The following is a 13,292-nucleotide window of genomic DNA, read 5'->3' on the forward strand; positions in this document are numbered from 1 at the left end:
CGGGGCCGGACCGCAAGCCGCATGATACCGTGTCCGCCTGGCCTTGAGCCCGCCCCGAGGGGGCCTGAAGCGGCCTTGGGATAATCGGCGCCATGAATCCCAAGTTGTCCCTCCTGCAGCCCTACCCGTTCGAGCGGCTGCGCCAGCTGTTTGCGGGCGTCACACCCAACCCGGCCTACCGCCCGATCAGCCTGGGCATCGGTGAACCCAAACACGCCACGCCCCAGTTGCTCAAGGACGCGCTGGCCGCCGCACTCGACACCGGCCTCACCGGCTACCCCGCCACCGCCGGCGAGCCCGCGTTGCGCGAAGCCTGTGCGGCCTGGCTGCAGCGGCGCTACGGCGTCACCGTGAGCCCCGCCAACCAGGTGCTGCCGGTGAACGGCTCGCGCGAGGCGCTGTTTGCCTTCGCCCAGACGGTGCTGGACCCGACACAGCCTGGCGCCACGCTGGTGTTTCCCAATCCGTTCTATCAGATCTACGAAGGCGCGGCCCTGCTCGGTGGCGCCCAGCCGTACTACGTGCCCAGCGTGCCGTCGCGCAACTTCGCGGTGGACTGGGACAGCGTGCCGGAAGACGTCTGGGCCCGCACGCAGCTGATCTTTGTCTGCTCGCCCGGCAACCCAACCGGCGCCGTGATGCCGCTGGACGAATGGAAAAATCTGTTCGAACTCAGCGACCGCCACGGCTTTGTGATCGCCTCCGACGAGTGCTACTCCGAAATCTACTTCCGCGACGAACCGCCGCTGGGCGGGCTGGAAGCGGCGGTGAAGCTCGGACGCACCGACTTCAGGAACCTGATGATGTTCACCAGCCTGTCCAAGCGCAGCAATGTGCCAGGACTGCGCAGCGGTTTTGTGGCCGGGGATGCGGCGCTGATCAAGGCCTTCCTGCTCTACCGCACCTACCACGGTGGCGCCATGAGCCCGGCGGTGCAGGCCGCCAGCGTGGCCGCCTGGGGCGATGAAGACCATGTGATCGACAACCGCCGCCAGTACCGCGAGAAGTTTGCCCAGGTCACGCCGCTGCTGGCCTCGGTGATGGAGGTGGCGCTGCCTGACGCGGCCTTCTACCTCTGGGCCGGCGTGCCGGCGGCCTTCAATCACCGGATTCCGGGCCTGAGCGCCGACGAAGCGTTCGCCCGCGAGCTGCTGGCTCAATACAATGTGACGGTTCTGCCCGGCAGCTACCTGGCTCGCGAGGCACAGGGTGTCAATCCGGGCCGCGGCCGGGTGCGCATGGCCCTGGTGGCCGAACCCGCCGAATGCCTGGAAGCCGCCGGCCGCATCGTCGAGTTCCTCTCGCCGCGCGCCTGAGACCCTTTCCGTTCCATCCAACTCTTTCTGACCGTTCGAGACAACATGACCCAACAACTGCAAACCCTGATCGACAACGCCTGGGACCAGCGCGCCGACCTGTCCCCCGCCACCGCACCCAAAGAAGTGCTGGACGCCGTGGAACACGTGATCAGCGAACTCAACACCGGCAAGCTGCGCGTGGCCACCCGTGAAGGCGTGGGCCAGTGGACGGTGCACCAGTGGATCAAGAAAGCCGTGCTGCTGTCGTTCCGCCTGAAGGACAACGAGATGATGGGCAGTGGCGACCTGGCCTTTTACGACAAGGTGCCCACCAAGTTCGCCCACCTGAGCGAAGCCGAGATGAAGGCCACCGGCGTGCGCGTGGTGCCGCCGGCCGTGGCCCGCCGCGGCAGCTTCATCGCCAGGGGCGCGATCCTGATGCCCAGCTACGTGAACATCGGCGCCTACGTCGATGAAAACACCATGGTCGACACATGGGCCACCGTCGGCTCCTGCGCCCAGATCGGCAAGAACGTGCACCTGTCCGGCGGCGTCGGCATCGGCGGCGTGCTGGAGCCGCTGCAGGCCGGCCCCACCATCATCGAAGACAACTGCTTCATCGGCGCGCGCTCCGAAGTGGTCGAAGGCGTGGTGATCGAAGAAAACTCGGTGATCTCCATGGGCGTCTACATCGGCCAGAGCACCCCGATCTACGACCGGACGACCGATACCGTGAGTTACGGTCGCGTGCCGTCTGGCTCGGTGGTGATCAGCGGCAGCCTGCCCAAGGACGGCGGCAAATACAGCCTGTACGCGGCCATCATCGTCAAGCGCGTGGACGCGCAGACGCGATCGAAGACCAGCCTGAACGACTTGTTGAGGGATTGAGTCCCCCCTGCGCCGCTTCGCGTCCCCCCCGGGGGACAACACCTGCGGCCCGGCAAAGCCGGTTCCGCGGTGTTCTGGCCTCAAAGCACGGTCGCCGATGAGATTTTTTTTGAGTTCTTGAAAGGTCTGGCATGAGCAGCGGAACGATGGAGCGCATCCTGCGCCTGATGGCCGAAAAGAAGGCTTCGGACGTGTACCTGTCGGCGCACGCGCCGGCCATGATCAAGATCAACGGGCAGACGCTGCCGATCAACAGCCAGGTGATGCCGCCGGAGGCGCCGCTGAACCTGCTGTCCGAAATCGTGCCGCCCACGCGCATCGAGGAACTGCGGGAAACCGGTGAGCTCAACATGGCCGTGCCGCTGGAGGGTGTGGGCAATTTCCGCGTCAGTGCGATGCGCCAGCGCAGCACCTACGCTGTGGTCATGCGCTTCGTCCCGGGCGATGTGCCCTCGCTGGACTCCCTGAACGTGCCGCCCGTGCTGTCGGATCTGGTGATGGAGAAGCGGGGACTGGTGTTGATGGTCGGTGCCACGGGCGCTGGCAAGACCACCACGCTGGCGGCCATGATCGACCTGCGCAACGAACTGAATACCGGCCACATCCTCACCATCGAGGACCCGATCGAATACGTCTACCGCAACAAGAAGTCGGTCGTCAACCAGCGTGAAATCGGCCCCGACACCGCTTCGCTGCAAGTCGGCCTGAAGAACGCGCTGCGCCAGGCGCCCGACGTGATCCTGATCGGCGAGATCCGCGACCGCGAAACCATGTCGGCCGCCATCGCCTACGCGCAGTCGGGACACCTGTGTCTCGCCACGCTGCACGCCAACAACAGCTACCAGGCACTCAACCGCATCCTGAGCTTCTACCCGGTCGAAGTGCGTCCCACCATGCTCGGCGACCTGGCCGCCGCGCTGCGCGCCATCGTCTCGCAGCGCCTGCTGCGCACCCACACGGGCGGCCGTGTGCCCGCCGTGGAGGTGATGCTCAACACCGCCCTGATCGCCGACCTGATCCAGAAGGCCGATTTCTCCGGCGTGCGCGAGGCCATGGAAAAGTCACTGGCCGTGGGCTCGCAGAGCTTCGAGCAGGACCTGGCCCGACTGGTGCGCGACGGCATCGTCTCGCGCAACGAGGGTCTGGCCCACGCCGACTCGCCCAACAACCTGTTGTGGCGCCTGCAGAACGACTTCAACGCTTCCAAGTCCAACCTGGACGCCAAGCCGTCCGATGAGGACCAGAGCGACAACGCCACCTTCACCGAGTTCTCGCTCGACGTCAAATTCTGATGACCGCCACCCTGCGCCTGACCGAAGAACTGATCGCACGCCCCTCGGTCACGCCGCTGGACGAGGGCTGTCAAGCCCTGATCGCCGACCGCCTGCGAGCGCTGGGTTTTGTCTGTGAAACCATCGAAAGCGGCCCGGCCGATTTCCGCGTGACCAACCTCTGGGCCCGCCTGGGCACGGGCCAGCAGCCCACCCTGGTCTGGGCGGGCCACACCGACGTGGTGCCCACCGGTCCGCTGGACGCCTGGGGCAGCGATCCCTTCGTGCCTTCGCACCGCGACGGCAAGCTTTATGGCCGCGGCGCCAGCGACATGAAAACCTCGCTCGCCGCCATGGTGGTGGCCTGCGAAGAATTCGTGGCTTCCAACCCCCAGCCGCCCATCGACATCGCCTTCCTGCTGACCAGCGACGAAGAAGGCCCGGCCAACGACGGCACGGTGATCGTCTGCGACAAGCTGCGCCAACGCAGCGAACGCCTGGACTGGTGCATCGTCGGCGAGCCCACCTCCGTCGAGCGCACGGGCGACATGATCAAGAATGGCCGCCGCGGCACCATGAGCGGCAAGCTCACGGTCAAGGGCATTCAGGGCCATATCGCCTACCCGCAACTGGCGAAGAACCCGATCCACATGGTCGCCCCGGCCCTGGCCGAACTCGCCGCGACGGTCTGGGACATGGGCAACGCCTACTTCCCGCCCACCAGCTGGCAGGTGAGCAACATCCACGGCGGCACGGGCGCGAGCAACGTGATCCCCGGCACGGTGGTGATCGATTTCAACTTCCGCTTCTCCACCGAGTCCACACCCGAAGGCCTGCAGCAGCGCGTGGTCGACATCCTGCAGCGCCACGGCCTGCAGACGGGCGCCGACCACGACCTCGCCTGGACCATCGGCGGGCGACCTTTTCTGACCCCGCCCGGCACGCTGGTGGACGCGGTGCGCTCGGCCATCCAGGCCGAGACCGGCATCGAGACCCAGCTGTCCACCACCGGCGGCACCAGCGACGGCCGTTTCATCGCCCAGATCTGCCCCCAGGTGATCGAACTCGGCCCGCCCAACGCCACCATCCACAAGATCGACGAACACGTGGCCGTGGCCGACATCGAGCCCCTGAAGAACATCTACCGCCGCGTGCTTCACAACCTCGCCCAACAGCAGGCCTGCGCGCGCTGAACCCATGACTCTGCAAGACCTGCTCGCCGGGGCCACGACACGCCTCGAAGCCGCCCATCTGGCCTATGGCCACGGCACCACCAACGCCCGCGACGAAGCCGCCTGGCTCGTGCTGTGGCAACTTCACCTGCCGCTGGACGGCGACCTGGAAGAGATGGCCGAAACGCCCGTCTCTGACGAAGATGCGCTGGCCGTGGCCGAGCTGATCACACGCCGCATCGAGACCCGCCAACCAGCCGCCTACCTCACGCACGAAGCCTGGCTGCAGGGGGTGCCGTTTTATGTGGATCAGCGCGCCATCGTGCCGCGCAGCTTCATTGCGGAGCTGCTCGCCGACGGTGGCTTCGACGCCTGGCTGGGCGAGCACACGATCCATGTGCTGGACCTGTGCACCGGCAACGGCAGTCTCGCCGTGCTGGCAGCCATGGTCTGGCCGCAGGTGCAAGTCACGGGCGCCGACATCTCCACCGATGCGCTGGCCGTGGCCCGCATCAACGTCGACCAGCACGGCCTGAAGGACCGTATCACGCTCATCGAGTCCGACGGCCTGGCGGCCTGCCCCGGCCCGTACGATCTGGTGCTGTGCAACCCGCCCTATGTCAACGCACAGAGCATGAATGCGCTGCCCGCCGAATACCGCGCCGAACCCGCGCTGGCACTGGCGGGCGGCGCCGACGGCATGGATTTCATCCGCACCCTCTTGCAAGACCTGCCCTCGCGCCTGTCGCCCCACGGCGTGCTGGTGCTCGAAATCGGCAACGAACGCGAACACTTCGAAACCGCGTTCCCGCAACTCGAAGCCGTGTGGCTGTCCACCAGCGCCGGCGACGACCAGGTCCTTCTTCTCACTTCCGATTCCCTTTCGGCAATGGCCCAGCCGCCAGCGCCCCGCCCATGATCACACTGAAAAACCTGGTCCTTCGTCGTGGCACGAAGGTCCTGCTCGATGGCGCTTCCGCCACCATCAACCCCGGCGAAAAAGTCGGCCTCGTGGGTCGCAACGGTGCCGGCAAGTCCAGCCTGTTTGGTCTGCTCAACAAGACGCTGCACGAGGACAAGGGTGACTTCTACGTTCCGGCCCAGTGGCGCATGGCCCAGGTCGCGCAGGACATGCCCGAGACCGACATGCCGGCCACGCAGTTCGTCATCGAAGGCGACGTGACCCTGCTCGCCGCGCAGCAGGAAGTGACCGCATCGGAAGAAAGCAACGACGGCGAGCGCATGGCCCACGCCTACATGGCGCTGCACGATGCGGGCGCGCACGATGCACCGGCCCGCGCGCAGGCGCTCATCCTGGGCCTGGGTTTCCGCACCGACGAGCTCGACAACCCGGTCAACAGTTTTTCGGGCGGCTGGCGCATGCGCCTGCAGCTCGCGCGTGCCCTGATGTGCCCCAGCGACCTGCTGCTGCTCGACGAACCCACCAACCACCTGGATCTGGACGCCCTGGTCTGGCTGGAAGCCTGGCTCAAACGCTACGAGGGCACCATGCTCGTGATCAGCCACGACCGCGAGTTTCTCGACGCGGTGACCGACGTCACCATCCACATCGAGCGCGCCCAGCTCACGCGCTACGGCGGCAACTACAGCAAGTTCGAAGACATGCGCGCCGAGCAGATGGCGCTGCAGGCCACGGCGTATTCCAAGCAACAGGAGAAGGTCGCGCACCTGCAGAAATTCATCGCGCGCTTCAAGGCCAAGGCCAGCAAGGCCAAGCAGGCGCAGAGCCGTGTCAAGGCGCTGGAGCGCATGGAGAAAATCGGCCCGGTGCTGGCCGATGCCGACTTCACTTTCGAGTTCAGCGAGCCGCAGAACCTGCCCAACCCCATGCTGGCCATGAACGAGGTGAGCTTTGGTTATCCGCCACCCGTCGCGGGCGGCGAACCGATCACCATCGTGCGTAACGTCAGCCGCTCGGTGCTGGCCGGCCAGCGCATCGGCATCCTGGGCGCCAACGGCCAGGGCAAGTCCACCGTGGTGAAGACCATCGCCCGTGATCTGAAGGCCATCAGCGGCGAGATCATCGAAGGCAAGGGCCTGAACATCGGCTATTTCGCCCAGCAGGAACTGGACGTGCTGCGCCCGGCCGACACCCCGCTGGAGCACATGATCCGCCTGGTGCGCGAGTGCACGGCGCAAGGCCGCCTGAGCGGCCAGGCCACACGTGAGCAGGACCTGCGCAGCTTCCTCGGCAGCTTCAACTTCACCGGCGACCAGGTGAAGCAGGCGGTCGGCAGCATGAGCGGCGGCGAAAAGGCGCGCCTGGTGCTGTGCATGATCGTCTGGCAGCGCCCCAACCTGCTGCTGCTCGACGAGCCCACCAACCACCTGGACCTCGCAACCCGCGAAGCCTTGTCGATGGCGCTCAACGAGTTCGAAGGCACGGTCATGCTGGTCAGCCACGACCGCGCCCTGCTGCGCGCCGTGTGCGACGAATTCTGGCTGGTCTCGCGCGGCGGCATTGCACCGTTCGACGGTGATCTGGACGACTACCAGCGCTACCTGCTGGACATGGCCAAACAGTCGCGGGAAGCCCAGCGCCAGGAGCAGAAAGACCTGCTGCGGGGCAATGTGGCGGCGCCCGCCGTGGTGGCCGTGACAGTGGCCGCGCCGGCACCATCGGTCAATCGCAGCTCCGAACAGCGCAAGCAGGACTCCCAGCGCCGCCAGCAGCTCACCGAGCAGCTGCGCCCGCTGAAGAAAGAGCTGGAGCAAAACGAAAAACGCACCGCCGCATTGAGCCAGCAGAAAAACCAGCTGGAGGCCCGCCTGAGCCAGCCCGCGAGTCCCAAGGACATGGCCGACGCGGGACGCGAACTGAAAGCGGTGAACGATCAGATTGAAACGCTGGAATTGCGCTGGCTGGAACTCACCGAACTGATCGAAGGCGCCAGCGCCAACGGGTGAGCGCCCCGCGCTCAGTCTGTGACATGCACGTTGCAGTGACGGCGTTCACAGGCAGGTGTGCTGCATGGGAAGGGTGAGAGCGAAAAAGCGGGCTTGGCGCTACAGTGTGATCCCACACCTTGCTCAATCCGACACATCGAAAGGCAGCCCGCCCATGTCCATTCTGATCACACTCTTCATTGGCTTGATCGCAGGCTTCATCGCCCGCGCCATCAAACCCGGCGACGACAACATGGGCTGGATCATGACCGCCTTGCTGGGCGTGGCGGGATCGTTCCTCGCGAGCTATGGTGGCGCAGCGCTGGGGCTTTACGCTCCGGGCCAAGCGGCGGGATTCATTGCCTCGGTGATAGGCGCTTTGATCCTGCTCGTGGTCGTCGGCCTGATCCGGAAGAAATGAGCCATTGACCGGCAAGCGCGCCCCATCCAGGGTGTCGTCTGGGGCACTCGACATCAAACTGTCACCGAACGGGTAACGGGAGCACAAATGAAAAAGCCTGCTACCGAATCAGTAGCAGGCTTTTCAACTCCCGCGAGGGGAATCTGGTGGGACGTGCGGGGGTCGAACCCACGACAAACGGATTAAAAGTCCGCTGCTCTACCAACTGAGCTAACGTCCCAACATTCAAAAAACATCAACGGCGACCGGATGAGAGACCATCCAGATGCCAGCATCTGGTGGGGCGTGAGTGACTCGAACACTCGACCTACGGATTAAGAGTCCGCTGCTCTACCAACTGAGCTAACGCCCCATCTGGCCTTGCAAAGTTGGCTTTTACTACATCGCCAAGCCTCAAATTATAGCGTCATTTTCAACCTATTTTCAAGACCAGCAGGACTTTTTGAATCGCTCGCGATCGCGTTCATCAAAGCACCCGCGGCGGCCATGCCAAAACTGGCCGTCACACTCACCGCCGATCCATAACCGTGGCAATTCAACGATCCGTCTCCCGCGTCGGCCAGTGCGCACGAGGCGTCGGGTGGCGACACGGCTTCGCGGCTGAACACACAGCTCACACCCATGGGGCCGTTGCGTGCGCCGTCATGGTGTTTGCGCAACTGATAACGCAGTTGCGCCAGCAAGGGGTCGTGTGTGGTGAAGGCCAGATCGGCCACCTCCATGGCATGGGCCAGTCGTTTTCCACCCGCGGCTCCCACGGTCACGAAGGGCACGGCCTTTTTCACGGCCCAGGCAGCCAGCACGGACTTGGCCCGCATCTGGTCGCAGGCATCAATGAGGCCAGAGGGCCTCGCCCCAGCTTCAACCATCGTTTCACCCAAAAGTGCAGGCCAGTTCTCAGGCGTCACAAACTCCTCGATCACGTCAACCACACAGGTCGGGTGATACATCGAGATGCGCTCGCGCATGGCCTGTGCCTTGCTTTGTCCCAAGGTGATGTCCAGGGCATGAATCTGGCGGTTGATGTTGGATTCAGACACGTGGTCCAGATCAATCAGGGTGAGGCGCCGCAGACCGCTGCGGGCCAGGGCCTCGACAGACCACGATCCGACACCGCCAATGCCCACCACCACCACATGGGCATCAAAGATGCGTTGGGAGCCCTCTTGCCCGTAGAGTCGGCGCAAGCCACCGAAGCGGCGTTCGAAATCGGGCGTCATGACAGGCTCGCTGCCCTTGTCGTACTCACTCACGTTCCAGCAACCAGAGCTGGAAGCGCACACCGCCAACTGCGCCGAGCACGATGCCCGCTACCGCGATGGCACTGGTGAGACTCAGTGTGGACAGACCCGAAAGACCTTGGCCCACGGTGCAACCCAGCGCGGTCACTCCCCCCACGCCCATGCAGAACGCACCACCCATGTGCAGGGCCGTGTCTTGCGTGCTGCGAAAGCCTTCCCAGCGAAAACTGCCTTCCAGCCGTGCCTGGGCAAAAGCCCCGACCACCACACCCGCCACCGTGACCACGCCCAGGGTCAGCACGTTGGACTTGTCGCTGAAGAGGATCAGCCAGTCCAGGGCGTAGGCCATCGGTGCTGTGAAGGTCAGGGATTCCATGCGCCCGGTGTTGGTGGCGAGGTAAACCGATTCCAGTGTCTCCGGATGTTCGGCAACAAACGCCATGTGTCCACTGACCCACCACATGGCCGCAATCACAAGCCCCAGGCCCACACCACCCAGCAGGTTGTTGGCGTTGCGAAAATCGGCGTCCATCAGGGCCCAGATGACCAGCCCCCCTCCCAGGATCAATGCAGCCAGCAGACCAGCGTTGCCCGACTCCAGTCCCACGGCTGCAACGATCCACATCGGCACGGTGCCGCCCGCCCCGATATCAAAGGCCACCAGATCGACGGTGTTGACGCGAAGCACCGCGAGCACGCCGCGCAAGGTCGCGTAGGCGGCAAAGCCCATGACAAAAAACACCACCAAGGACTTCAGGCTACCGGCACCGATGCGCACCAGCGTCTTGCTGCCGCACCCTGAAGCCAGCACCATACCAAAGCCAAACAGGGTTCCACCCACAATCGCAGACAGCCAGATGATCCGGCCTGACCCATAGATGGTCTGACTGGTATCGATCCAGCCCAGCCAGCCCATGGTGTAAAAGCCGATAGACGCCACCCCCACAGCCATGCCCCACATGCGCATGCGCGTCCAGGCGCCCATGTTGATGATGTCGCTGATGGCGCCCATGGTGCAGAACTGGGTGCGCTGGGCAATAAAACCAAACACCGCCGAGACCGCGAATGCGGCCCAGAGCACTTGGGTATGCAGTGTTTGAATATCGGCGATGTCCATCATGGCCGACATTGTAGGAGGAGCCCTCCGGTCACCCGGACTGGAAGGCCATGTCGACAAACCCGCCGCGATCAGCGCAGGCGGGCGAGACGCTCGCGTCCAGCCGCTGCGGCCTCGGACTGGGGATGGGCCTTGATCAGATTTTCCAGCGTGCGCCGTGCGGCCTTGCTGTCCTTGAGTTCGATCTGGCTGTTGGCCATGGCCAGAAGTGCCTCGGGCGTACGGGGATGGTCGGGAAACTGGCTCGCCAAGCGGTGATGACTCTCGATCGACTCCTTGTAGGCGCGGTTGGCGTACTGGGCGTTGCCCAGCCAGTACAGAACGGAAGGCGTGTAGCCACTGCTGGGATAGCGACGCAGCAAACCCGCAAACCCCGCAGCAGCTGGTCCAAACTCCGATCGGCGCAGCAACTCCATGGTCGCATCGAAGTCGCGCTTCTCCTCGGGCGAAGCCGTGAACTCGCGGCCATCCAGAGAGACCGGCACTGGCTCCACCTGACGCAAACGGGCATCCACGCCGGCCTGTGCGTCTTTTTGTTGACGCTGAAGCTCTGAAACTTCACGGGCCAGCTGCTCGTTCTGCCCAAGCAGACGCGCAACCTCACCACGCAGCTGTTCGTTCTGGTTGGCCAGCTCCAGCAGACTGCGCTGGGTCGAGGTCTGGCTATCCCTCAACTCCTGGGCCATGCGAGACAATGAGTTGTCGGTCGACTGGCGATGGGTATCGAACTTGTTGCGCAGCTCGATGATGGCTTTGCGCGCCTCATCGTCGTCGAACAACGCATGCGCCTGCAAGGGCCAAAGGCTGCTGATCAGCAAGGCCGCTGCACTCAAGAGCGAGGGAACTGAACGGTTCATCAAGGACATCGGCTCAACGGTAGGTCAGTTCCACCCGACGGTTCTTGGCGTAGGACTCTTCGTCCATACCCAATGCAGCAGGCTTTTCTTCACCAAAACTCACCGGCTCCATCTGCGACTCGCTCACACCCATCAGTGAGAGTGAGCGGCGCACGGCTTCGGCGCGCTTCTGTCCGAGTGCTAGGTTGTATTCACGACCACCACGCTCGTCGGTGTGGCCTTCCAGGGCGATCTTGCGGCTGCTGTTGGCCTTCAGGTAACGTGCGTTGGCTTCCAGGGTTGCGGCGTATTCGCCACGCACTTCGAAGCTGTCGTAATCGAAATACACCACGCGCGCCATGGCTTCGGGTTGCTGCGAATCCATGCCCGGCACCTCGACACCCGACACACCCCGAGGATCCACGCCACTGCCCGTGCCCCCCCCTGCACCAGCCTGCCCGGCCGCACCGCCGGTGCGGTCTTCAACGGGAACATCGTCGAGCTTGACGCTGGATCCGCAGGCAGCCAGGGAGGCAACCACCAGCAGACCCGCGAAGCGGGTCAGCCAAACACGTTTGCCACCTGTTGCGGTCGAATGGGTCGATTTAAGGTTGTTGTTCATGGGTGTATCCCTTTCTGGACAGGTTTGAATGGTTGAATGATGGCGCAGATCTGAAACAGTTCGCCGTCAGCGGGTGAATGGGCCCCATTCGGGCTCCCGAATGTCTCCCCCTGCGCTGGCAAGGCGGGTCTTGATGCGACCATCCACCGTGCTGGTCATGAGGGCCTCCTGTCCGCGTTCGCGGGTGGCGTAGATGATCAGGCGACTGTTGGGTGAAAAGCTGGGGCTTTCATCGGCGCTGGTCTCGCTGACGGCTGTGACATTGCCCGAGGCCAGCTCCATGACGTGAAGACGAAACGCCCCGCCAACACGCGAGATGAAGGCCAGCCAGCGTCCATCCGGGCTGGGCGCTGGCGAAATGTTGTAGTTGCCCGTGAAGGTCACGCGTTGCGGGTTCGCGCCCTGCACGCCCATGCGGTAGATCTGCGGCGAGCCGCCGCGGTCGCTGACGAAGAAAATGCTCTTCCCGTCGGCACTGAAAACAGGCTCGGTGTCGATGCTGCCCGACTGGGTCAGGCGGCGCGGCGCACTGCCGTTGGCGTCCATGGCATAGATCTGCGCGTTGCCGGAGATTGACAGGGTCGCCACCAGCTGGCGACCATCGGGCGACCACGTTGGGGCGCTGTTCGATCCCCGGAAGTTGGCGAGCAGGCGGCGCTTGCCCGTGGCCACGTCGTGCGAGTAAATCACGGGCTTGCGCGATTCGAACGACACATAGGCCAATTGGGCGCCCCCCGGAGCCCAGCTCGGCGAGATGATGGGCTCCGGGCTGGTCAACGTTGCACGGGCGTTTTCGCCATCGGAATCGGCCACCAGCAGCGTGTGCCGCTGCCCGGCCTTGGTCACATAGGCGATGCGTGTCGAGAAGACGCCTTTTTCACCCGTGAGTTTTTCGTACACGTAGTCGGCGATCCGATGCGCGGCGAAACGCAGATCCGTGGTGGACACCGGGTAACTCAGTCCACCCAGATCCTGACCGCGCACCACATCCCACAGACGGAACCGCACGTCAAATCGGCCATCGGCCAGACGCGAAACGCTGCCGGTCAGCACCGCGTCACTGCCCTTGCTGCGCCACGCAGCGAACTCAGGTCGCGAGGTTTCATCGAGCCGCGCCGGCAAAGGCTCGACAAAGCGGAACTGACCACTGCGCTCCAGATCGGCCCGGACAATGGCGGCCATGTCCTGGTTGACCACGCCGTTGTCGCGGAAGCTGACCGCCGATACCGGAATCTGGGTCACCCCGGCCCCGGAAACTTCGACGCGGAATTGGGCCAGTGCGTCTTGCAATGGCCAGGCCATCAGGGGAAGTGCGGTGGCCTGGGCCAGAAGGGACCGCCGCGAGGGCTGCCAGTCAGATCTATTCAATGCCTGCATTCGGTATGGGTTGGGTGATGTGGCTGGAAAGCGGATTGTGAAGCCCGTTTTCCAATTGCCAGCAGATAATACCGGAAGCACTTTCTGCACCCGTGACAAGTTGTGCTTTTTTTGTACAGGCTGTGCCCACGGGCACGCTGTA

Annotated in this window: 12 protein-coding genes and 2 tRNA genes; 7 read left to right on the forward strand and 7 right to left on the reverse strand. The window is 64.1% G+C overall.

Annotated elements, in window-relative coordinates; genetic code table 11:
• The first annotated feature begins 92 nt into the window (after positions 1-92).
• The 7 genes from dapC to AC0GNO_RS17865 all read left to right on the forward strand — a co-directional run bounded on the left by dapC (position 93) and on the right by AC0GNO_RS17865 (position 7,957).
• Positions 93-1,316, forward strand: coding sequence for a succinyldiaminopimelate transaminase (gene dapC / locus AC0GNO_RS17835; RefSeq protein WP_472904914.1), 1,224 nt, complete (start codon positions 93-95; stop codon positions 1,314-1,316).
• Positions 1,317-1,361: 45 nt separating this feature from the next.
• Complete coding sequence (dapD, locus tag AC0GNO_RS17840; protein ID WP_472904915.1) at positions 1,362-2,186, forward strand: 2,3,4,5-tetrahydropyridine-2,6-dicarboxylate N-succinyltransferase; 825 nt, start codon at positions 1,362-1,364, stop codon at positions 2,184-2,186.
• 131 nt (positions 2,187-2,317) lie between these two features.
• A complete protein-coding gene (locus tag AC0GNO_RS17845) occupies positions 2,318-3,478 on the forward strand; it encodes a PilT/PilU family type 4a pilus ATPase (protein ID WP_472904916.1) in 1,161 nt (386 codons plus the stop codon).
• On the forward strand, positions 3,478-4,650 hold the full coding sequence (gene dapE / locus AC0GNO_RS17850; RefSeq protein WP_472904917.1) for a succinyl-diaminopimelate desuccinylase: 1,173 nt from the start codon (positions 3,478-3,480) through the stop codon (positions 4,648-4,650). Before AC0GNO_RS17845 ends, dapE begins: the two co-directional genes overlap by 1 nt.
• A gap of 4 nt (positions 4,651-4,654) precedes the next feature.
• Complete coding sequence (prmB, locus tag AC0GNO_RS17855) at positions 4,655-5,548, forward strand: 50S ribosomal protein L3 N(5)-glutamine methyltransferase (RefSeq protein WP_472904918.1); 894 nt, start codon at positions 4,655-4,657, stop codon at positions 5,546-5,548.
• On the forward strand, positions 5,545-7,557 hold the full coding sequence (locus tag AC0GNO_RS17860) for an ABC-F family ATP-binding cassette domain-containing protein (RefSeq protein WP_472904919.1): 2,013 nt from the start codon (positions 5,545-5,547) through the stop codon (positions 7,555-7,557). The genes prmB and AC0GNO_RS17860 overlap by 4 nt, the downstream gene beginning before the upstream one ends.
• 154 nt (positions 7,558-7,711) lie before the next feature.
• Positions 7,712-7,957 carry a GlsB/YeaQ/YmgE family stress response membrane protein gene (locus AC0GNO_RS17865; RefSeq protein WP_472887971.1) on the forward strand — a complete coding sequence of 82 codons (246 nt, stop codon included), beginning with the start codon at positions 7,712-7,714 and terminating at the stop codon, positions 7,955-7,957.
• Positions 7,958-8,101: 144 nt separating this feature from the next.
• Here AC0GNO_RS17865 and AC0GNO_RS17870 read toward each other — a convergent pair.
• The 7 genes from AC0GNO_RS17870 to tolB form a co-directional block, all read right to left on the reverse strand.
• A tRNA-Lys gene (locus AC0GNO_RS17870) sits at positions 8,102-8,177 on the reverse strand.
• Between the two features lie 56 nt (positions 8,178-8,233).
• Positions 8,234-8,309 (reverse strand) — tRNA-Lys (locus AC0GNO_RS17875).
• A gap of 46 nt (positions 8,310-8,355) precedes the next feature.
• Positions 8,356-9,177: a tRNA threonylcarbamoyladenosine dehydratase gene (locus tag AC0GNO_RS17880; RefSeq protein WP_472904951.1), complete on the reverse strand. Its 822-nt coding sequence runs from the start codon at positions 9,175-9,177 to the stop codon at positions 8,356-8,358.
• 25 nt (positions 9,178-9,202) lie between these two features.
• Positions 9,203-10,318, reverse strand: coding sequence for a YeeE/YedE family protein (locus AC0GNO_RS17885; RefSeq protein WP_472904920.1), 1,116 nt, complete (start codon positions 10,316-10,318; stop codon positions 9,203-9,205).
• Between the two features lie 68 nt (positions 10,319-10,386).
• Positions 10,387-11,172, reverse strand: coding sequence for a tol-pal system protein YbgF (ybgF, locus tag AC0GNO_RS17890; protein ID WP_472904921.1), 786 nt, complete (start codon positions 11,170-11,172; stop codon positions 10,387-10,389).
• A gap of 13 nt (positions 11,173-11,185) precedes the next feature.
• The gene (gene pal, locus AC0GNO_RS17895; RefSeq protein WP_472904922.1) at positions 11,186-11,773 is read right to left on the reverse strand and encodes a peptidoglycan-associated lipoprotein Pal; all 588 of its coding nucleotides are present in this window, start codon (positions 11,771-11,773) and stop codon (positions 11,186-11,188) included.
• Between the two features lie 66 nt (positions 11,774-11,839).
• Positions 11,840-13,075 (reverse strand): Tol-Pal system beta propeller repeat protein TolB, encoded by a 1,236-nt coding sequence (tolB, locus tag AC0GNO_RS17900; RefSeq protein ID WP_472887975.1) that lies wholly within the window; start codon positions 13,073-13,075, stop codon positions 11,840-11,842.
• Between the last annotated feature and the right edge of the window lie 217 nt (positions 13,076-13,292).

This window comes from Hydrogenophaga sp. L310 (assembly GCF_055703065.1).

Excerpts from the sequence above, each read along its gene's own strand:
- dapC (WP_472904914.1), top strand. The coding sequence starts at position 93 with ATGAATCCCAAGTTGTCCCTCCTGCAGCCCTACCCGTTCGAGCGGCTG.
- dapD (WP_472904915.1), top strand. The coding sequence starts at position 1,362 with ATGACCCAACAACTGCAAACCCTGATCGACAACGCCTGGGACCAGCGC.
- AC0GNO_RS17845 (WP_472904916.1), top strand. The coding sequence starts at position 2,318 with ATGAGCAGCGGAACGATGGAGCGCATCCTGCGCCTGATGGCCGAAAAG.
- dapE (WP_472904917.1), top strand. The coding sequence starts at position 3,478 with ATGACCGCCACCCTGCGCCTGACCGAAGAACTGATCGCACGCCCCTCG.
- prmB (WP_472904918.1), top strand. The coding sequence starts at position 4,655 with ATGACTCTGCAAGACCTGCTCGCCGGGGCCACGACACGCCTCGAAGCC.
- AC0GNO_RS17860 (WP_472904919.1), top strand. The coding sequence starts at position 5,545 with ATGATCACACTGAAAAACCTGGTCCTTCGTCGTGGCACGAAGGTCCTG.
- AC0GNO_RS17865 (WP_472887971.1), top strand. The coding sequence starts at position 7,712 with ATGTCCATTCTGATCACACTCTTCATTGGCTTGATCGCAGGCTTCATC.
- AC0GNO_RS17880 (WP_472904951.1), bottom strand. The coding sequence starts at position 9,177 with ATGACGCCCGATTTCGAACGCCGCTTCGGTGGCTTGCGCCGACTCTAC.
- AC0GNO_RS17885 (WP_472904920.1), bottom strand. The coding sequence starts at position 10,318 with ATGATGGACATCGCCGATATTCAAACACTGCATACCCAAGTGCTCTGG.
- ybgF (WP_472904921.1), bottom strand. The coding sequence starts at position 11,172 with ATGAACCGTTCAGTTCCCTCGCTCTTGAGTGCAGCGGCCTTGCTGATC.
- pal (WP_472904922.1), bottom strand. The coding sequence starts at position 11,773 with ATGAACAACAACCTTAAATCGACCCATTCGACCGCAACAGGTGGCAAA.
- tolB (WP_472887975.1), bottom strand. The coding sequence starts at position 13,075 with ATGGCCTGGCCATTGCAAGACGCACTGGCCCAATTCCGCGTCGAAGTT.